Raw genomic sequence first — 18,783 nt, forward strand, 5'->3', positions numbered from 1 at the left:
ACGACAGCCCCGCCGGACCCTTCCGGCGGGGCTGTCGCCTATCAGGGTGGTGTGCTCCCGCACCCCCTTCCCCGGGCACTTCCGCGCAGGTCAGAGTGCATACGACTGATCCGCACGACTGATTCGCACACCTGATCCGCACCACCACGGGGGATGATTTCCATGCGTACGACCGTTCGTCTCGCCACCACCCTGGCCGCCACCACCCTGGCCGCCACCGCGCTGATCCCGCAGACCGACGCCCACTCCGCGCCCGTCGCGCTCGGGTCCTGCGCCGCCGGTCAGCTCTGCCTCTGGGACAAGCCGGAGTTCACCGGCACCCGCCGGATCCACGAGCTGTCCACGACCGACATCGAGAGCTGCGTCCCGCTGCCGAAGGGCAGCAGGGTCCAGTCGCTCGCCAACCGCACCGGCCGCCCCGTCACCACGTACCAGTCGGCGGAATGCGCCGAGACCGGCGAGTTCGAGACCTACCCGGGCGGCGGCACCTGGGTGCCCCGGTCCCCGTACCAGGTCAGGGCCTTCAAGATCTGGGAGAACTGACCGCGGGCTGTAGCACGGAGGAACCGGCCGCGAAACGCCGAAGGGCGGCGGGGCCACCTGGCCCCGCCGCCCTTCGGATCCGTCCGGTCCGGATCTCTCCGGTCGTGCCTACGCGTCGCCGCCGGCCGCGCCCGGGTCGGCCGCGGTCACATCCAGCAGCTCGTACCGGTCGATGGCCTGCTTCAGCAGCGAACGGTCGATCCGGTTCTCCTTCGCGAGCTCGGTGAGCACCGCCAGGACGATCGACTGCGCGTCGATGTGGAAGAACCGGCGGGCCGCGCCACGGGTGTCGGCGAAGCCGAAGCCGTCCGCTCCCAGCGACTGGTACGCACCGGGCACCCAGCGCGCGATCTGGTCCGGCACCGAACGCATCCAGTCCGAGACCGCCACGAACGGACCCTCGGAACCGGAGAGCTTCCGCGTGACGTACGGGACGCGCTGCTCCTCCTCCGGGTGCAGGAGGTTGTACCGCTCCACGTCCACGGCCTCGCGGCGCAGCTCGTTCCAGGAGGTCGCCGACCAGACGTCCGCCCGGACGTTCCACTCGTCGGCGAGGATCCGCTGCGCCTCGACCGCCCACGGGACCGCCACACCGGACGCCATGATCTGGGCCGGGATCTCGCCCCGGTCGGCGGCCTTGAAGCGGTAGACGCCCTTGAGGATGCCCTCGACGTCCACGTTCGCAGGCTCGGCCGGGTGCTGGATCGGCTCGTTGTAGACGGTGAGGTAGTAGAAAACGTCCTCGTTCTCTTCGGGGGTCCCGCCGTACATCCGCCGCAGACCGTCCTTGACGATGTGCGCGATCTCGTACCCGAACGCCGGGTCGTACGCGACACAGCCCGGGTTGGTGGAGGCGAGCAGCTGCGAGTGGCCGTCCGCGTGCTGGAGACCCTCACCGGTCAGCGTCGTACGGCCGGCGGTCGCGCCCAGCACGAAGCCGCGCGCGAGCTGGTCGGCCATCTGCCAGAACTGGTCACCGGTGCGCTGGAAACCGAACATCGAGTAGAAGACGTACACGGGGATCAACGGCTCGCCGTGCGTGGCGTACGCGGAGCCCGCGGCGATCAGCGAGGCCGTGCAGCCGGCCTCCGAGATGCCGTCGTGCAGCATCTGACCGGTCGGCGACTCCTTGTACGCGAGCAGCAGATCGCGGTCCACCGCCTCGTACTGCTGGCCCAGCGGGTTGTAGATCTTCGCGCTCGGGAAGAAGGCGTCCATACCGAAGGTGCGGTACTCGTCGGGCGCGATCAGCACGAAACGCTTGCCGATCTCCTTGTCCCGCATGAGGTCCTTCAGGATCCGGACGAACGCCATGGTGGTGGCGATCGACTGCTGACCCGAACCCTTCTTCGCGGTCGCGTACGTCTTGTCCTCGGGCAGGACCAGCGGCTTCGCACGCACCACCCGGGTCGGGACGTAACCGCCCAGACCCTTGCGGCGGTCGTGCATGTACTGGATCTCCTCCGAGTCGCGGCCCGGGTGGTAGTACGGCGGCAGGCCGTCCTCCAGCTGCTTGTCCGTGATCGGGATGTGCAGCCGGTCGCGGAACCGCTTGAGGTCCTCGACCGTGAGCTTCTTCATCTGGTGGGTCGCGTTGCGGCCCTCGAAGTTCGGCCCCAGGGTCCAGCCCTTGACCGTCTGCGCCAGGATCACCGTCGGCTGGCCCTTGTGGGCCTTGGCCGCCGCGTAGGCCGCGTAGACCTTCTTGTGGTCGTGACCGCCGCGGCCCAGGTGCAGGATCTGGTCGTCGGTCATGTCCTTGACCATGTCGCGCAGCCGCGGGTCGTCCCCGAAGAAGTGCTCACGGATGTACGCACCCGACTCGGTGGCGTACGTCTGGAACTGGCCGTCCGGCGTGGTGTTCAGCTTGTTGACCAGGATGCCCGTGCGGTCCTGCGCGAGCAGCGGGTCCCAGGAGCGGTCCCAGACCAGCTTGATGACGTTCCATCCGGCGCCCCGGAACTGCGACTCCAGCTCCTGGATGATCTTGCCGTTGCCGCGCACCGGGCCGTCGAGCCGCTGCAGGTTGCAGTTGACCACGAAGGTGAGGTTGTCCAGGCCCTCGCGGGCGGCGATGGAGAGCTGGCCGAGCGACTCGGGCTCGTCCATCTCGCCGTCGCCCAGGTACGCCCAGACATGGGAGTTGGAGGTGTCGGCGATGCCGCGCGCCTCCATGTAGCGGTTCATCCGGGCCTGGTAGATCGCGCCGAGCGGGCCGAGGCCCATCGAGACGGTCGGGAACTCCCAGAAGTCCGGCATCAGCCGCGGGTGCGGGTAGCTGGACAGGCCGTTGGGCGCCTTCGACTTCTCCTGGCGGAAGGCGTCGAGCTGGGCCTCGCTCAGCCGGTCGAGCAGGTAGGCGCGGGCGTAGATGCCCGGGGAGGCGTGCCCCTGGAAGAAGATCTGGTCGCCGCCCAGACCGTCGTCCTTGCCCCGGAAGAAGTGGTTGAAGCCCACGTCGTACAGCGAGGCCGAGGAGGCGAACGTGGCGATGTGGCCGCCGACGCCGATCCCCGGACGCTGGGCGCGCGACACCATCACGGCCGCGTTCCAGCGGGTCGCGTTGAGGACCTTGCGCTCGATCTCCTCGTCGCCGGGGAAGAACGGCTCGTCCTTCGTGGCGATCGTGTTCACGTAGTCCGTGCTGCGCATCTCCGGCACGGCGACGCGCTTCTCGCGCGCACGCTCGATGAGCCGGAGCATCAGGTAACGGGCCCGCTCACGGCCTCGCTCGTCGACCGCGGCATCGAGCGAGTCGAGCCATTCCTGGGTCTCTTCGGGATCGAAGTCCGGGACCTGGCTCGGCAGGCCGCCAATGATGATCGGGTTGCGATCGGATCCGGAAGCCACGCTGTTCCTTCGCTGTTCGGTGGTGCTCTACGGGGCCTGATTGAGGGAGAACATGCCCCCGGGATGTATGCAAGTACGCCAACACCATCGTGTACCGCGAGGGCGCAAACGTCATCTCTACCGAGGGGTAACCGCCGTGTTGCGAGACATCGCGGCCGGAGTGCGGGGATGGGTCGGACCAAACCGCAACCATACGCCCAACCCGTCCAAGCGTTCCCAAAGGATGTTCGACTCCGAATGGTGGATGGAAACGGCATAAGCTGTGGAAGGACGTAAAGGGTGTGGACGGTAGCGCCGGGCCCCCGGAGGGGATCTGCCGACAGTGCGGCGACGTGGCAGGGAACGTCACCGTTTAGGCGGTCTCGCACGCCGGGTACTTGCGCGATCCGCCGCTCCCGTGTGGACTACGGCCAACGCCCCGCGCACGCGCGTGGCTCAAGCATTTTCCGAAACATGATCAGGAGGCAACCCGTGAGCGCGACCGCGGACCACGCGGAGGAGCGGACCAACCCGGCAGCACGCCTGGGGTTCGAGCCCGGACAGGTGGTCCAGGAGATCGGCTACGACGACGACGTCGAGCTGGAGCTCCGTGAGGGCATTGAAGCCACAATCGGCCAGGATCTCGTCGATGAGGACTACGACGACGTCGCAGACGTCGTCCTGCTGTGGTTCCGCGACGAGGACGGCGACCTTACGGACGCGCTGGTGGATGCCATTGGTCTGATCGAGGACGGCGGTACGGTCTGGCTGATGACGCCGAAGACCGGCCGTGATGGGTACGTCGAACCGAGCGACATCAACGAGGCCGCACAGACGGCCGGTCTCTCCCAGACCAAGAGCATCAGTGCCGGCAAGGACTGGACGGGCAGCCGCCTGGTCACGCCGAAGGCGGCCAAGGCCAAGCGCTGAACCACGCTCGCCCCGCATTCGCCCTGAAGGCCCCCGACGGCACCGAGCCGCCGGGGGCCTTCGTGCGACCGGGTCCCGCGCTGCGCGGATTCCGTACGACCGGGGCCGTGCGGCCCGGGTCCCGCGCGGCCGGGGCCGGCGTCGCCCCGTGCGAGCGGGGTCGGCTTGCCCCGTGCGGGCGCTGCGTGGCCCGCTGCGGGCTCTGCGTAGGGTGGGAGCCACCCGGACAGCCCAGCCCGGTGTACGTAGCGAAGGGACGCTTCTCATGGCGATCGAGGTCGGCACCAAGGCCCCGGATTTCGAGCTGAAGGACAACCACGGCCGGACCGTGAAGCTCTCCGACTTCCGCGGCGAGAAGAACGTGGTGCTGCTGTTCTACCCGTTCGCCTTCACGGGCGTCTGCACGGGTGAGCTCTGCGCGCTCCGCGACGAGCTGCCGAAGTTCGAGAACGACGACACCCAGCTGCTCGCCGTGTCCAACGACTCCATCCACACCCTGCGCGTCTTCGCCGAGCAGGAGGGCCTCGAATACCCGCTGGTCTCGGACTTCTGGCCGCACGGCGAGACCTCGCGGGCCTACGGTGTCTTCGACGAGGAGAAGGGCTGCGCGGTGCGCGGCACCTTCATCATCGACAAGGAGGGTGTGGTGCGCTGGACCGTCGTCAACGGTCTGCCCGACGCCCGCGACCTCAACGACTACGTCAAGGCGCTCGGCACGCTCTGACCCGGCATCGGCGGATCCGCATGCGACCCGGTGAAAAGCCCTGCTTCGCCGGGAACCGGTCACTAGGATCCAGTCGTTGATCGGATGCCAACGCAAGTGGAGGCGCCGGCACCTGCCGGCCCCCAAGGAAACCAATGGGAGGACTCGTGGGAGTCAGCCTCAGCAAGGGCGGCAACGTCTCGCTGACCAAGGCCGCGCCCAACCTGACGGCGGTCGTCGTCGGTCTCGGCTGGGACGCCCGCACCACCACCGGTGGTGACTTCGACCTCGACGCCAGCGCCCTGCTGACGAACGCCGAGGGCAAGGTCGGCAGCGACGGGAATTTCGTCTTCTTCAACAACCTCAAGAGCCCCGACGGTTCCGTCGAGCACACCGGTGACAACCTCACCGGTGAGGGCGAGGGCGACGACGAGGTCATCAAGGTGAACCTGGCCGGTGTCCCGGCCGACGTCGACAAGATCGTCTTCCCGGTCTCGATCTACGAGGCCGAGACGCGGCAGCAGAGCTTCGGCCAGGTGCGCAACGCGTACATCCGCGTGGTCAACCAGGCCGACAACAGCGAGCTGGCCCGCTACGACCTGAGCGAGGACGCCTCGACGGAGACCGCCATGGTCTTCGGCGAGCTGTACCGCAACGGCGCGGAGTGGAAGTTCCGTGCCATCGGTCAGGGGTACGCCTCGGGGCTGCGCGGCATCGCGCAGGACTTCGGCGTCAACGTCTGAGAAGGCGCGACCGGGCCGTGCCGCCGAGGCGCGGCCCGGGTCACGCCCACGCAGTACCCCGTCCGGCGTCGCACCCTCGTGCGGCGCCGGACGCGCTCGACAGACGGCTCGGGGGCCCGGACAGCCCGACGGGCCCGGCAGACGGTTCATCGACTCGGGGAGGACACACACCATGGGCGTCACGCTCGCCAAGGGAGGCAATGTCTCCCTCTCCAAGGCCGCACCCAACCTCACCCAGGTGCTGGTCGGGCTCGGTTGGGACGCACGATCCACCACGGGCGCCGACTTCGACCTCGACGCCAGCGCACTGCTGTGCCAGTCGGGCCGGGTGCTCGGCGACGAATGGTTCGTGTTCTACAACAACCTCACGAGCCCCGACGGCTCCGTCGAGCACACCGGTGACAACCTCACCGGTGAGGGCGAGGGCGACGACGAATCGGTAATCGTGAATCTCACCCAGGTCCCGGCACACTGCGACAAGATCGTTTTTCCGGTCTCGATCCATGAGGCCGACAACAGGGGCCAGACCTTCGGCCAGGTCAGCAATGCGTTCATCCGCGTGGTGAACCAGGCGGACGGCCAGGAACTCGCGCGTTACGACCTCAGCGAGGACGCCTCGACGGAAACCGCGATGATCTTCGGCGAGCTCTACAGGTACAACGGCGAGTGGAAGTTCCGCGCAGTGGGACAGGGGTACGCGTCCGGGCTGCGCGGCATCGCTCTAGACTTCGGGGTCAACGTTTCGTAAAGCCGCGCACGGCGCGGGGGAGCCCCGTACATCTCGGGGGAGACCCGTTACATACACGATGGGGTAGCCAGTGCTTCTGAAAACCTTCGGCTGGTCGTTCGCGGTCACCGCGCTCGGCCTTGCCGCAGCTTGGATCTACGGGGGGTGGGAAGCCTTCGGGGTCGTCGCGATTCTTTCCGTCCTGGAGATCTCGCTGTCCTTCGACAATGCGGTGGTCAACGCCGGAATCCTGAAGAAGATGAATGCCTTCTGGCAGAAGATCTTCCTGACGGTCGGTGTGCTCATCGCGGTCTTCGGTATGCGGCTGGTGTTCCCCGTCGTGATCGTGGCCATCACAGCCAAGATGGGTCCGATCGAGGCGATCGACCTTTCCTTCAACCAGCCCGAGCGCTACCAGGAACTCGTCACCGACGCCCACCCGGCGATCGCCGCGTTCGGTGGCATGTTCCTGCTGATGATCTTCCTCGACTTCATTTTCGAGGACCGTGACATCCAGTGGCTGCGCTGGATCGAGCGTCCGCTCGCCAAGCTCGGCAAGGTCGACATGCTGTCGGTCTGCATCGCGCTGATCGTGCTGCTGGTCGCCTCCATGACCGTCGCGACCAACGCGCACCAGCACGGTGGCGGTCACGTGGACAAGGCGGAGACGGTCCTGCTCGCCGGTATCGCCGGTCTGGTCACGTACCTCATCGTCGGCGGTCTCTCCGGCTTCTTCGAGAACAAGCTGGAGGAGGAGGAAGAGCGCGAGCACGAGGCCGAGGAAGAGGCCAGGCAGAGCGGCAAGAAGGTTTCCTCCGTCGTGCTCGCCGGCAAGGCCGCGTTCTTCATGTTCCTCTACCTGGAAGTGCTCGACGCGTCCTTCTCGTTCGACGGTGTCATCGGTGCCTTCGCCGTCACCAACGAGATCGTGCTGATGGCCCTCGGCCTCGGTATCGGCGCCATGTACGTCCGTTCGCTCACGGTCTACCTGGTCCGTCAGGGCACGCTCGACGACTACGTCTACCTGGAGCACGGCGCCCACTACGCCATCGGCGCGCTGGCCGTGCTTCTGCTCGTCACCATCCAGTACCAGATCAACGAGCTCATCACCGGCCTGACCGGCGTCGTGCTGATCGCCTGGTCCTTCTGGTCCTCGGTCCGGCGCAACAAGGCGCTGGAGGCCGAAGGCGGCGACGGCGAGGGTTCCAAGGCGGAAGTCCCGTCCGGGGTGTGACCCGGTAGGGATTGAGGAACGCTCTCAAGCGGGGCGGTCCGTGAGGCAACGGTTCTCCGGAGACATCCGGACCCGGCCCCGCGGCCGCCCCGCAGCGCTGTGGGCCTCACGGCGAGGGCGGGCGGCCACGGGACCGGGGCACTTTTCTACCGAGATGCATGGGGGTTGGGGATGGCGTTCTGGGACGGCCTGTGGCCGCGGCGGGAGGCACTGTTCGAGTCGGGCAGCGCGGCGAGCAGCTCCATCGTGCTGTCCCGTCGGCACGCCACGGTCTCGCTCACCAAGCAGGGGGCGCTGACCGGCAATCTGCGGGTCAACCTCTCCTGGCAGATGCGCACGTCGGACATCATGGGCCGGTCCAGACAGAGCGGGCGGCTGCTGCGGCCGATGAAGCTCTTCAAGCCGGATGTGGTCCAGGCGCACACCCAGGGCATGGTCAACGTCGACCTGGACCTGGGCTGCATGTACGAGCTGAAGGACGGCACCAAGGGCGTGGTCCAGCCGCTGGGCAACCTCATGGGCGATCTGAACGGGCCGCCGTACATCCGGCTCAGCGGGGACGACCGCTTCGGGGCTCCGTCGGGTGAGACCGTCTACGTCAATCTCGACCAGCGCGACCAGATCAAACGGCTGCTGTTCTTCGTCTACATCTACGACCAGACACCGGCCTTCGACCGTACGCACGCCAAGGTGACGCTCTACCCGGGCAACGGCCCGCGGATCGAGATCGAGCTCGACGAGCACGCCCCCGAGGCCCGCTCCTGCGCCGTGTTCACGATGGAGAACATCAAGGACGAGCTGATCGTGCGGCGCGAGGTGAGGTTCGTCTACGGATTCCAGTCGGAGCTGGACCGGCTGTACGGCTTCGGGATGCAGTGGGGACGCGGCTACAAGTCCCGGACCTGAGCGGACCGGCCCCGGCTTCCGCTTCCCCTCTTCTCCTGCTCCTCCGGTTCCGCTTCCCCTGTTTCGCTTGCGACTCAGGACCGAACGAACTGCGGTCCCTGCGGCGGAAGCACGAAATTCGGGTCCGGGGCGGGTGCCGCGGCGGCGGCCGGCTGCGGATAGCCGTGGGCCGGCCGGGCGGCGGCGGGCTGCGGGTACCCGTACGCGGGCTGGGGAGCGGGCTGGGCCGCCGCGGGCTGCGGATAGCCGTACGCGGGCTGCTGGTGCTGGACCGTGGCCTGTGCGTCGGGGTCGGGCGCTGCCGGAGGGAACTGCGGCGCGGGCGGGAACCCGGGCGCTGCCACCGGCGCCGGCGAGGGGGCCGCCGCGTGCGACGGTCCGGGTGACGGGGCCGGTTCGGCCGCCGTCTCGTCGACCGAGATGCCGAAGGCGGTCGCCAGACCGACCAGACCGGTCGGATAGCCCTGCCCCACGGCCCGGAATTTCCAGCCATCACCGCGCCGGTAGAGCTCGCCGCAGATGATCGCCGTCTCCTCGCCGGTCTCCGGCCGCACGTCGAAGACCGCGAGCGGCTCCCCGCCGGCCGACGCCGAGTCGTACAGCAGGATGCGTAGATCGCTCACCTGAGCGAATGCGGCGCCGTCGGACGACGCGGCGATGACCACCTGCTCGACCGAGGCGTCCAGCCCGCCCAGATCAGCCTCGATGGTGTCCGTGAGTCCCTCGGGGAGACTGCGCTTCGGCAGCCGTCGTACCAGGCCGGAGGGGTGGCGGGGCTGGTTGTAGAAGACGAAGTCCTCGTCCGAGCGCACGCGGCCACCGGCTCCGAGCAGCAGGGCCGAGGCGTCCACATCGGGAACTCCGGCGCCCGGGGTCCAGCACAGCACGGCCCGTACGGCCATGGCGTCCAGAGGGACGTTCGAGCCTTTCACCATCGCGTGCGTCATGCCCGTCATCCTGCCTGCTGGCTGCCCACGCGGACAACGCGGGGGTCGTACCCGATGTCTTCGGGGCGCGCCGGAAGCACACGGTCCGAGGCGCTCCGAACCATCGGGAAATGGACGAGTTACCCGGAATTCATGCACGTGGGGAACTGTTGACACCCGTCCGTACGTACTATTACCGGCCATGCGTTTTCGGGCCGGTCGGTCAGTTCGGGGGAGTTACATGCGTCATTTCGGGCATATTGCGCCCGCTACGAGGGAGGGTCTGTTCTTCCAGGAGCCGTGCGAGTTCGGTCCGGATTCGTCGGCCCGCGTGCTGTCGGCTGCCCTGGGCGCGACCCTGTACAGCCCCGCCACCCGTCCCGGGCTCGCTGACGACATCGTCAAGCAGGCCGGGCGCGGTGTCGTCTCGATGGTGCTGTGCCTGGAGGATTCGATCGACGACTCCGAGGTCGCCGGTGCCGAGGAGAACCTGGTCAGGCAGTTCGCCGATCTCGATGCGAGCAGCGTCGAGGTGCCGCTGCTCTTCATCCGGGTCCGCGAGCCGGGCCAGATAGGCGACCTGGTGCACCGCCTCGGTGACACCGTCCGCATGTTGTCTGGTTTTGTACTTCCGAAGTTCAATGAAGAGCGTGGCGTTCCCTTCATGGAAGCGCTTGCCGACGCCGAAAAGGCATGCGGGCGGCGCCTGTTCGCGATGCCCGTTCTCGAATCGCCCGAACTGCTGCATCTGGAGACCCGGGGCGAAACTCTCCAGGGAATAGCCCGCACCGTCGACAAATACCGCGACCGGGTGCTCGCGCTGCGGCTCGGCGTCACCGACTTCTGCTCCGCGTACGGACTGCGCAGGGCGCCCGACATGACGGCGTACGACGTCCAGATCGTCGGCGCCGTCATCGCCGACGTGGTCAATGTGCTGGGCCGGGCGGACGGCACCGGCTTCACGATCACCGGACCGGTATGGGAGTACTTCCGGCTCCAGGAGCGCATGTTCAAGCCCCAGCTGCGCCGCAGTCCCTTCCTGGAGGGCCGGGCCGAGGAGCTGCGCACGGCGCTGATCGAGCACGACCTGGACGGGCTGCTGCGCGAGATCGAGCTCGACCGGGCCAACGGCCTGCTCGGCAAGACCTGCATCCACCCCTCGCACGTCGCGCCCGTGCACGCGCTGTCCGTGGTCAGCCACGAGGAGTACAGCGACGCGAAGGACATCCTGCGGCCGGAGCGCGGCGGCGGGGGCGTCATGCGCTCCGCGTACACGAACAAGATGAACGAGGTGAAGCCGCACCGGGCCTGGGCCGAGCGGACCCTGCTGCGGGCCGACGTCTTCGGCGTGGCCAGGCAGGACGTCGGCTTCGTGGAACTGCTGGCCGCGGGCCTCGCGGAGTGATGCGGGCAAGCGGAGTGAACGGGCAGCCGGCGAGGGCGGCGGGAGAGCCGGCAGGGGCAGCGCAAGAGCCGGCAAGGACGGCCAAGGAGAAGGAGACGGCGGACGTGGTGTGGTCGGGCAGCTGGGTGGCGGAGCGACTGGGCGTCGAACTCGTCGGCGACGGGAGGCCCGACGGCGACCGAGAGCTGAAGGACCTGCTGGGCCTCGCCCTGCGCCGCAACCCCAAGCGGGCCCACCTCCTCGTGTCGAACGTGCTCGGCAAGCACGTGCCGCAGAGGCCCTCAGTGGTCTACGGCACCGGATTCGAGCTCGGCCGGCGGGTGCGCGAACTTCTCGGTGACGCCGAGGCGCGCAGGGCCGTCGTGCTCGGCTACGCGGAGACGGCCACCGGCCTCGGCCACGCGGTCGCCGACGGGCTGGGCGTGGCACCGTACCTCCACTCGACCCGCCGCCCCGTCGAGGGCGTGGCGAGGGCGGGCGGCTTCGAGGAGTCCCACTCGCACGCCACCTCGCACCTGCTGCTCCCGGAGGACCCGGCACTACTGGCCGGCGACCGCGGCCCGACAGGCACGAACACGGACGCGCCGCTGGTGCTGGTGGACGACGAGTTCTCCACGGGCAACACCGTGCTCAACACCATCCGCGCACTGCACGAGCGGTATCCGCGGAGCCGTTACGTCATCGTCGCCCTGGTGGACATGAGGTCGCCGGCCGACCGGGGACGGCTGGCCGGGTTCGCCGCGGAGATCGGCGCCCGCGTCGACCTGGTGGCGCGCGGCGCAGGCACGGTCACCCTCCCGGAGGGCGTGCTCGCGAAGGGCCAGGCGCTGGTCGCCGCGCACGAGTCGGAGCCTGCGGGTGCCACGGCGCACGGAGCGGCCGGTCCCGCCGCCCCCGGCTTCGGGCCCTGTACCCGGGTGGACCTCCGGTGGCCCGCCGGTGTGCCCGACGGCGGACGGCACGGCTTCACCCCCGCCCACCGGGCCGCCCTGGAACCAGCCCTCCCCGCCATGGCCGCCCGCATAGCCGGAGCCCTGGGCGACGCGCGCCGCATACTGGTCCTCGGATTCGAGGAGCTGATGTACGCCCCCCTGCGGCTGGGCACGGCCCTGGAGGAGCACACCGACGCCGAGGTGCGCTACTCCACCACCACGCGTTCCCCCGTCCTCGCCGTGGACGACCCGGGCTACGCGATACGGACCCGGCTGGTCTTCCCGGCCCACGACAACCCGGCCGACGGGCCCGGCGACCGGTACGCGTACAACGTCGCGGGTGCCGGTTTCGACGCCGTGGTGCTCGCCGTCGACTCCGCCGCCGACACCCCCGAACTGCACGCCCCCGACGGCCTGCTGGCGCAGCTCGCCGCGCACACCGACCACGTCCTGCTCGCGGTCGTCCCCTCGTACGTCCCGTCGCGCCCCCACCCGCGCGCCCCCGAACGGCAGGAACCCCCCGTGCTGCCCGAGCCCCTCCGCGGCCCCGCCTTCTCCTCCTACGCGCCCGACGAGGTCGGCTGGCTGCTCCAGGACCTCTCGGACACCGAGCTGGAGGCGCCCACGGAGGAGCGCGAGGAGGCGATACAGAGCGGCGGCGCCCACTACGCCGAGTCGCTGCCCGTCGAGTACCAGCCGTCCGCCGAGTACCAGGAGCTGTTCAAAGCGGCACTGGAGCTGTCGGCCGCCCGGGTCGCCCGCGCCGTCGGCACCGTCACCGAGACGGTCCTCGCCGAGCGCGGCCCCCGCCCGGTCCTGGTCTCGCTGGCCAGGGCCGGCACGCCCGTCGGCGTACTGATGCGCCGCTGGGCCAGGCACCGGCACGGCATCGACCTGCCGCACTACGCCGTCTCCATCGTGCGGGGCCGCGGCATCGACGCCAACGCCCTGCGCTGGCTGGCCGCCCACCACGACCCGGCGGACGTCGTCTTCGTCGACGGCTGGACCGGCAAGGGCGCGATCACCCGCGAACTGGCCGCGGCGCTCGACGGGTTCGACGGGTTCGACCCGGAGATCGCGGTGCTGGCCGACCCGGGCGGCTGTGTCCGTACCTACGGCACTCGCGAGGACTTCCTGATCCCGTCCGCCTGCCTCAACTCCACCGTCTCCGGGCTGATCTCGCGGACCGTCCTGCGCGCCGACCTGGTCGGCCCCGAGGACTTCCACGGTGCGAAGTTCTACCGTGAGCTCGCGGACACCGATGTGTCCGGCCACTTCCTCGACACCGTCGCCGCGCACTTCGACGAGGTCGTCGACGCCGTGGACGCCGAGGTCAAGGAGCTGCTCGCGGCCGATCGCGCGCCCACCTGGGAGGGCTGGGCAGCCGTGGAGCGCATCAGCGAGGAGTACGGCATCCACGACGTGAACCTCGTCAAGCCGGGCGTCGGCGAGACGACCCGCGTACTGCTGCGCCGCGTCCCGTGGAAGATCCTCGCCGGGCGAGGGGCGGGCGCGGACCTCGACCACATCCGTCTGCTGGCCGAGCAGCGGGGCGTTCCGGTGGAGGAGGTCGACGGACTCCCGTACAGCTGCGTCGGGCTGATCCACCCGAAGTACACCAGGGGCGCGACGGGCGCGGACGGCAAGGCGGTGGAGTCCAAGTGACCACCCCCGCACCTTCGCCCCCGGCGACGGCCGACGCCGGCGCCCCCGTCACGCTCGTCGCCAGCGACCTCGACCGCACCCTGATCTACTCCACGGCAGCGCTCCAGCTCGCCATGCCGGACGCCGCGGCCCCCCAGCTGCTCTGCGTGGAGGTGTACGACCACAAGCCGCTCTCCTACCTGACGGAGACGGCCGCGGCGCTGCTGGACGAACTGGCCCGCACCACGGTCTTCGTCCCGACCACCACCCGCACCCGCGAGCAGTACGGACGCATCCATCTGCCCGGTCCCGCATCCCGGTTCGCGATCTGCGCCAACGGCGGACACCTGCTCGTCGACGGCGAGTCCGACCCCCACTGGCAGCGGCAGGTGGCCCGCAGGCTCGCCGAGGACTCCGCGCCCCTCGCCGAGGTCCGCGCCCACCTCCTGGCCGCGGCCGACCCCGCCTGGCTGCTCAAGGAACGGGTCGCCGAGGACCTCTTCGCCTACCTCGTGGTGGACCGCCCGCTGCTGCCCGAGGACTGGGTCAAGGAACTGGGGGAGTGGGCGCTGACGCGCGGCTGGACGATCTCCCTCCAGGGCCGCAAGCTCTACGCCGTTCCGGGCCCGCTCACCAAGAGCGCCGCCATGAACGAGGTGGCCCGACGCACCGGCGCCACGCTCACCCTCGCCGCCGGCGACAGCCTCCTGGACGCCGACCTGCTCCTCGCCGCCGACCGCGCCTGGCGCCCGGCCCACGGCGAACTGGCGGACACCGGCTGGAGCGCCCCGCACACGGAGGTGACGGCCGAGCGAGGGGTGGCGGCGGGCGAGGAGATCCTCCGGCACTTCCTCCGGGCGGCCGAGGAGCTCCGGGGCGCTGACGAGTTCCGGGCCGCCGACGAGGCAAGATCGTCCTGACACCGGGCGCACGCGCACCGGCCGATCGACGCTGCGAGGAGCGCAGGATGGCCAAGGGCAACGAAACCAGGATCACGGACGAGCTGTACGCGTACATGCTTGCGCACAACCCACCGCTCGGCCCGGTGCAGCGCGAGCTCGTCGAGACCACGTACGCACGCCTGCCCGAGCACGCCGGCATGCAGTCGGCCGAGGAACAGGGGCCGCTGCTCGCCTTCCTCGTCCGGCTGACCGGGGCCCGGCACATCGTGGAGGTCGGGACGTTCACCGGGTTCTCCGCCCTGTCGATGGCGCAGGCCCTGCCCGCCGACGGCAGGCTGATCGCCTGCGACATCTCGGAGGAGTGGACCGCCTACGGCCGGGAGGCCTGGGAGAAGGCGGGCGTCGCGGACCGGATCGAGCTCCGTATCGCCCCCGCGCTCGACACCCTGCGGGCGATGCCGGCCGAGCCGCACATCGATCTCGCCTACCTGGACGCGGACAAGGGCAACTACATCCCGTACTGGGAGGAGCTGGTGCCCCGGATGCGGCAGGGCGGCCTGATCGTCACGGACAACGTGCTCTTCCACGGCGCGGTGACCGACCCGGACGCGACCGGCGCGGCGGCGGCGATCAAGGAGTTCAACGAACACGTGGCCGCCGATCAGCGGATGGACAGCGTGCTGCTGACCGTGTCCGACGGCCTGACCCTCTCCCGCAAGCGTTAGCAGCCCGCCCGGCGCATCCCGCCGCGCTCAGCCGCAGCAGCCCCCACCGCAGCACCCGCCACCGCCACCGCCGCCCCCGCCACCGGCCGACGGGGCGGCGGGAGCGGACTTGGCGGACGACCCGCCGACGGCCACGGTGGAGAGCAGCTTCACGGTGTCGGCGTGCCCGGCTGGGCAGGAGGCCGGGTCGGAGGACTGGGCCATCGGGCGGCTGAGTTCGAACGTGTCTCCGCAGGAGCGGCAGCGGAATTCGTAACGAGGCATGGCCCCAGGCTAACCGCGACCGCGGGCTCAGGGGCAGCTCAGGGGGCAGGCTCAGGGGGTGCGCCGGACGACCGGCATCGGCGGCGTGGTCGCCCTCCGGCTCACCTGCATTTCCCGTTCGGCCTCCTCGGGGTGACGTGCCCGCCAGTACGGGTTGTCGTGCGGCAGGCCGCCGCTGACCCGCCCGTACATCCCGAAGACCATCAGCATCAGGCCGACCACAAAGCTGAACAGCACGTTCTGGAGGTGGAACGCGAGGAAGTTGTAGTCGGTCTCCAGCAGCGCGAGATTGACGAAGCCGCTGAGGATGAAGGCGATGCCCAGAATCATGTTGAGCGTCGAGGCGAAGTTGCCGCCGATCACCATCCCGATGAACAGGAGCAGGCCGACGCAGATGGACAGGACGCTGAGCGCGCCGTTGGTGTTGAGGCCCGCGACGGTGGCTCCGCCGGTGTTGAAGAAGCCGATCTTGTTGATCAGCCCCAGGACACCGAAGGCGAGCAGCACCAGCCCCATCAGCCCCGCTCCGACCCGGTAGACGCGGCTGAGCCGGTGATCGACCGGCAGATGCTGGTCGAGCCGGGTGACCTTGCGTTGGCGGGGGGCCCGTTGCCCCGTGGTGTGCAGCACGTGGGTGGCCATGTCGGTCGTCTCCTTCGGGCGTACTACCAGGATCCGCCCAAGGCGTTGTCACCGCACACCAGAGCCCCACGACAAGCGCGGCTGGGCGGCCTGCACCGCGCAGCCGGCTCGGCTCGGCTGCTGCGCCCCGCAGGCCGCACCGCGCAGCCGGCACTGCTCGACCGGCTCGGCTCGGAGGGGCCGGCACCGCTCAGGCGCCCGCCCCGCGCTCCTCACGGATCTCGGAGACCACCCGCGCGGCCGTCCGCCGCACCGCGTCGGTCTCGGTCAGGAAGTGCCAGTAGTCGGGGTGACGCCCGTCGAGCCCGGCGACGGCGCGGTCCAGCCGGGCCACGGCATCGTCCAGCGGCCGGGCATGGCGCGGATCGGGCGTGCTCCGGCCGTCCATGGCCAGGCGCTGCGCGTCGCGGACCGCGAACCTGGTCCGCTGGATCTCCTGCTGCGGATCCTTGGCCACGCCGTCCAGCTGGTGCAGCCGGTCACCGGCCGCGGACACCGCCTCGTCCGTCGCGTTCAGCAAGGCGCGGACCGTGCTCAGCCGGGACGTCGCATCGGCCCACCGCTGCTCGTCCCGCGCCTGGGCGGCCTCCTTCAGCTTCTCCTCGGCCTGCCGCACATTGACGGCCGCCTGCTCGGGAACGGGCTGGAGGTCCTGCCAGCACGCCGCCGAGAACCGCCGCCGCAACTCGCTCAGCACCGGCTCCACCGACCCCGCCCGGGTCGTCAACGCCTGGGCGCGCGTACGCAACGACACCAGCCGGTGGTCGATCTCCGCGGCCCGCTCGGGCAGCTTGGCCGCCTCGGCCCGTACCGCTTCGGCATCGCGCAGCACCCGATCGGCCCGCTGCAGGGTCTCCGCGACGCCGTGCCGGCCGGCGCCCTGGTTGAGCTTGGTCAGCTCGGGGGCGAGAGCCGCCAGCCGGGCGGCGAGATCATCCGCCCGCAGCCCGGACGCGCGCACCGCGTCGAGAGCGTTGCTCGCTCCCAGCAGAGCCTGCCGGGCCCGCTCCACGGCGGGCGCGAGCCGCGCGAGCTGCGTCTCCGCACTGCCCAGCAGCGGACCGAGCCCCTGCGCGAACCGGTCCAGCTCGGCCTTGACCCGTACCAGCTCGTCCTTGGCCGTGGTCAGCTCGGCCCGCGCGCGGGAGGCGACCGAGTGCTCCAGATCGTCCCGGTCCAGGTCGTGCGCGTCGACTGCCGTGATGTATGTGTGGCTGACCTCGTCGATCCGCCGCCCAAGAGCGCCGAAGTCGTCCACGGCCTTGCGCGCGGCGGGCGAGCTGTCCACGGCGGTGATCGTCTCGATGGAGATCCGCAGATCGCGCTGGGCCGTGTCCAGCTCGTAGAAGGCCGAGGCGGCGGCGTCCTTCGCGGCCTGCGCCTCGGCGCGCTGACTCTCCCCGCGCCCGCCGAACCAGCGCCTCGTACCGCCACCCGCGAAGGCGGCCGGCAACGCGGCGGCGAGCAGCGGCACCGGCAACAGCATCAGCACGAAGACGTCCCTGACGGCGGAAACCCCACCCGCTCTCGCCCGTGGCTGCGCGTGTGTCGCCGTCACATCCCTCTCCCGTGCCGTTTCGCCCTGCCCGGTACATTCTCCCACCAGGTAAGGACGAACACACGGGCCGGTTAGTTCACGCTTCGGACGGTGACTTCGCCGTTGTCGCTCCGGGCCTTCACCACATGAGCGCTGCCCTTGCCGCGCGGCACGTCCACCGAGGTGCGCCCGTTGTCGGCGGCGGCGTCCACCGCGTACTTCACCAAGCCGCCCGGAAGACCGATGGTGATCGCCCCGTTGTCGCTCACGGTGTCCACGAGATCCGGCACGGCGCTGAACCCCAGCCGGATGCTGCCGTTGTCCGACCGCGCCGACACGGACCCGGCCCTGATCCCCTCGGCGACGATGGCACCGTTGTCGCTGGCCAGCTCGAGCGGCCCGGTGGAGTCCCGGACGGTCACCTTGCCGTTGTCGGCGGTGAGCGTGAGCGGCGTACGGAACCCGGAGGCGACGATCTTCCCGTCGTTGCCCTCCACGACCACCGCCACCCCGCGCGGCACCTTCACCTGATGCTCCGCGGCACAGTCACTGATCAGCGCATCGCACTTCACCCCGAGCGTGAGGGTGTCGTCCCGCATCTCCCACCGGGGGTCGGGCCCGTCCCCGAACATGACCCAGCCGTCGACCCGGCGGGTCACCTCGACCTTCTGCACATCGGCCGGCACGAGTTCCAGCGAGGACTGCCCGGAACGGATGGTCAGCGTCTTCCCGCTCAACGCGAACGACTTGTGCTCGGCCGGCGCGTCGCCGACATCCGTACTGCCACAACCGGACAGAACGAGAGCCATGAGCACGGCGCCACCGGACGCGATGAGTGTGCGGGTACGGACTGCCACGATGATCTTTCCCCCAGGTCGTACGGCGAACGCTCCGATACTGCGACCCTCACCGTACGTACGCCCCCGCCCCCACCAGAATCCGGACGGCCACCGTGCGGGGGTGGGGATAACCCCCGCCCCCGCACGTCGAGGGGCTTCCTGTTCGCTGCTGCCGGGAAGCGTTTGTGACCACGGGCCGTAGTCCATGTACGCTGTTGCTTCATCCACGGGTGCGTAGCTCAGGGGTAGAGCGCTGCTCTTACAAAGCAGATGTCGGCGGTTCGAAACCGTCCGCGCCCACAGTAGGAAACCGCAGGTGAGAGCCTGATCGGGCCCTCCGGTTCACGTGAGC

At 69.8% G+C, this 18,783-nt stretch carries 17 protein-coding genes and 1 tRNA gene; 12 read left to right on the top strand and 6 right to left on the bottom strand.

Features of this window, described 5'->3' with window-relative positions; translation table 11 throughout:
- Nucleotides 1–162: 162 nt before the first annotated feature.
- On the top strand, nt 163–543 hold the full coding sequence (locus ACIRJP_RS36060; RefSeq protein ID WP_404183794.1) for a peptidase inhibitor family I36 protein: 381 nt from the start codon (nt 163–165) through the stop codon (nt 541–543).
- Between the two features lie 108 nt (nt 544–651).
- Here the strand turns inward: ACIRJP_RS36060 and aceE are convergent, their stop codons facing one another.
- A complete protein-coding gene (aceE, locus tag ACIRJP_RS36065; protein WP_404183797.1) occupies nt 652–3,393 on the bottom strand; it encodes a pyruvate dehydrogenase (acetyl-transferring), homodimeric type in 2,742 nt (913 codons plus the stop codon).
- 471 nt (nt 3,394–3,864) lie between these two features.
- Between aceE and ACIRJP_RS36070 the strand changes: the two genes are divergently transcribed.
- From ACIRJP_RS36070 to ACIRJP_RS36095, 6 genes are all read left to right on the top strand, one after another.
- Entirely contained in the window at nt 3,865–4,302 is a 438-nt protein-coding gene (locus ACIRJP_RS36070; protein WP_266733264.1) for a DUF3052 domain-containing protein, read from the top strand.
- A gap of 265 nt (nt 4,303–4,567) precedes the next feature.
- Nucleotides 4,568–5,026 (top strand): peroxiredoxin, encoded by a 459-nt coding sequence (locus tag ACIRJP_RS36075; protein WP_266733266.1) that lies wholly within the window; start codon nt 4,568–4,570, stop codon nt 5,024–5,026.
- Between the two features lie 146 nt (nt 5,027–5,172).
- Nucleotides 5,173–5,748 (top strand): TerD family protein, encoded by a 576-nt coding sequence (locus tag ACIRJP_RS36080; protein ID WP_037696943.1) that lies wholly within the window; start codon nt 5,173–5,175, stop codon nt 5,746–5,748.
- Between the two features lie 172 nt (nt 5,749–5,920).
- Nucleotides 5,921–6,496: a TerD family protein gene (locus ACIRJP_RS36085; RefSeq protein WP_266733268.1), complete on the top strand. Its 576-nt coding sequence runs from the start codon at nt 5,921–5,923 to the stop codon at nt 6,494–6,496.
- Between the two features lie 70 nt (nt 6,497–6,566).
- Nucleotides 6,567–7,709 (top strand): DUF475 domain-containing protein, encoded by a 1,143-nt coding sequence (locus ACIRJP_RS36090; protein WP_404183801.1) that lies wholly within the window; start codon nt 6,567–6,569, stop codon nt 7,707–7,709.
- Between the two features lie 171 nt (nt 7,710–7,880).
- Nucleotides 7,881–8,615, top strand: a complete 735-nt coding sequence (locus ACIRJP_RS36095; protein WP_404183804.1) for a Tellurium resistance — start codon at nt 7,881–7,883, stop codon at nt 8,613–8,615.
- Nucleotides 8,616–8,689: 74 nt separating this feature from the next.
- On the opposite strand, the gene ACIRJP_RS36100 is transcribed toward ACIRJP_RS36095, so the two are convergent.
- Nucleotides 8,690–9,562: a TerD family protein gene (locus ACIRJP_RS36100; RefSeq protein ID WP_404183807.1), complete on the bottom strand. Its 873-nt coding sequence runs from the start codon at nt 9,560–9,562 to the stop codon at nt 8,690–8,692.
- Nucleotides 9,563–9,782: 220 nt separating this feature from the next.
- Between ACIRJP_RS36100 and ACIRJP_RS36105 the strand changes: the two genes are divergently transcribed.
- From ACIRJP_RS36105 to ACIRJP_RS36120, 4 genes are all read left to right on the top strand, one after another.
- Nucleotides 9,783–10,946, top strand: coding sequence for an HpcH/HpaI aldolase/citrate lyase family protein (locus ACIRJP_RS36105; protein WP_404183810.1), 1,164 nt, complete (start codon nt 9,783–9,785; stop codon nt 10,944–10,946).
- Nucleotides 10,947–11,050: 104 nt separating this feature from the next.
- A complete protein-coding gene (locus tag ACIRJP_RS36110) occupies nt 11,051–13,543 on the top strand; it encodes a phosphoribosyltransferase (protein ID WP_404183813.1) in 2,493 nt (830 codons plus the stop codon).
- The gene (locus tag ACIRJP_RS36115; RefSeq protein WP_404183816.1) at nt 13,540–14,442 is read left to right on the top strand and encodes an HAD family hydrolase; all 903 of its coding nucleotides are present in this window, start codon (nt 13,540–13,542) and stop codon (nt 14,440–14,442) included. Before ACIRJP_RS36110 ends, ACIRJP_RS36115 begins: the two co-directional genes overlap by 4 nt.
- A 47-nt stretch (nt 14,443–14,489) precedes the next feature.
- A complete protein-coding gene (locus ACIRJP_RS36120; protein ID WP_404183818.1) occupies nt 14,490–15,149 on the top strand; it encodes an O-methyltransferase in 660 nt (219 codons plus the stop codon).
- Nucleotides 15,150–15,176: 27 nt separating this feature from the next.
- Here ACIRJP_RS36120 and ACIRJP_RS36125 read toward each other — a convergent pair whose 3' ends face one another.
- From ACIRJP_RS36125 to ACIRJP_RS36140, 4 genes are all read right to left on the bottom strand, one after another.
- Nucleotides 15,177–15,413: a zinc ribbon domain-containing protein gene (locus ACIRJP_RS36125; protein ID WP_404183821.1), complete on the bottom strand. Its 237-nt coding sequence runs from the start codon at nt 15,411–15,413 to the stop codon at nt 15,177–15,179.
- 51 nt (nt 15,414–15,464) lie between these two features.
- On the bottom strand, nt 15,465–16,055 hold the full coding sequence (locus ACIRJP_RS36130; RefSeq protein WP_404183824.1) for a DUF4383 domain-containing protein: 591 nt from the start codon (nt 16,053–16,055) through the stop codon (nt 15,465–15,467).
- A gap of 190 nt (nt 16,056–16,245) precedes the next feature.
- Entirely contained in the window at nt 16,246–17,613 is a 1,368-nt protein-coding gene (locus tag ACIRJP_RS36135; protein ID WP_404183827.1) for a hypothetical protein, read from the bottom strand.
- A gap of 71 nt (nt 17,614–17,684) precedes the next feature.
- Complete coding sequence (locus ACIRJP_RS36140) at nt 17,685–18,449, bottom strand: hypothetical protein (protein WP_404183830.1); 765 nt, start codon at nt 18,447–18,449, stop codon at nt 17,685–17,687.
- 210 nt (nt 18,450–18,659) lie between these two features.
- On the opposite strand from ACIRJP_RS36140, the gene ACIRJP_RS36145 reads away from it, so the two are divergent.
- Nucleotides 18,660–18,731: transfer RNA gene (locus ACIRJP_RS36145), tRNA-Val, on the top strand.
- Nucleotides 18,732–18,783 lie beyond the last annotated feature (52 nt).

It is taken from the genome of Streptomyces sp. NPDC102437 (assembly GCF_044765565.1).
Taxonomy (GTDB): domain Bacteria; phylum Actinomycetota; class Actinomycetes; order Streptomycetales; family Streptomycetaceae; genus Streptomyces.

Excerpts from the sequence above, each read along its gene's own strand:
- ACIRJP_RS36060 (WP_404183794.1), top strand. The coding sequence starts at position 163 with ATGCGTACGACCGTTCGTCTCGCCACCACCCTGGCCGCCACCACCCTG.
- ACIRJP_RS36120 (WP_404183818.1), top strand. The coding sequence starts at position 14,490 with ATGGCCAAGGGCAACGAAACCAGGATCACGGACGAGCTGTACGCGTAC.
- ACIRJP_RS36095 (WP_404183804.1), top strand. The coding sequence starts at position 7,881 with ATGGCGTTCTGGGACGGCCTGTGGCCGCGGCGGGAGGCACTGTTCGAG.
- ACIRJP_RS36130 (WP_404183824.1), bottom strand. The coding sequence starts at position 16,055 with ATGGCCACCCACGTGCTGCACACCACGGGGCAACGGGCCCCCCGCCAA.
- ACIRJP_RS36085 (WP_266733268.1), top strand. The coding sequence starts at position 5,921 with ATGGGCGTCACGCTCGCCAAGGGAGGCAATGTCTCCCTCTCCAAGGCC.
- ACIRJP_RS36125 (WP_404183821.1), bottom strand. The coding sequence starts at position 15,413 with ATGCCTCGTTACGAATTCCGCTGCCGCTCCTGCGGAGACACGTTCGAA.
- ACIRJP_RS36100 (WP_404183807.1), bottom strand. The coding sequence starts at position 9,562 with ATGACGCACGCGATGGTGAAAGGCTCGAACGTCCCTCTGGACGCCATG.
- ACIRJP_RS36075 (WP_266733266.1), top strand. The coding sequence starts at position 4,568 with ATGGCGATCGAGGTCGGCACCAAGGCCCCGGATTTCGAGCTGAAGGAC.
- ACIRJP_RS36105 (WP_404183810.1), top strand. The coding sequence starts at position 9,783 with ATGCGTCATTTCGGGCATATTGCGCCCGCTACGAGGGAGGGTCTGTTC.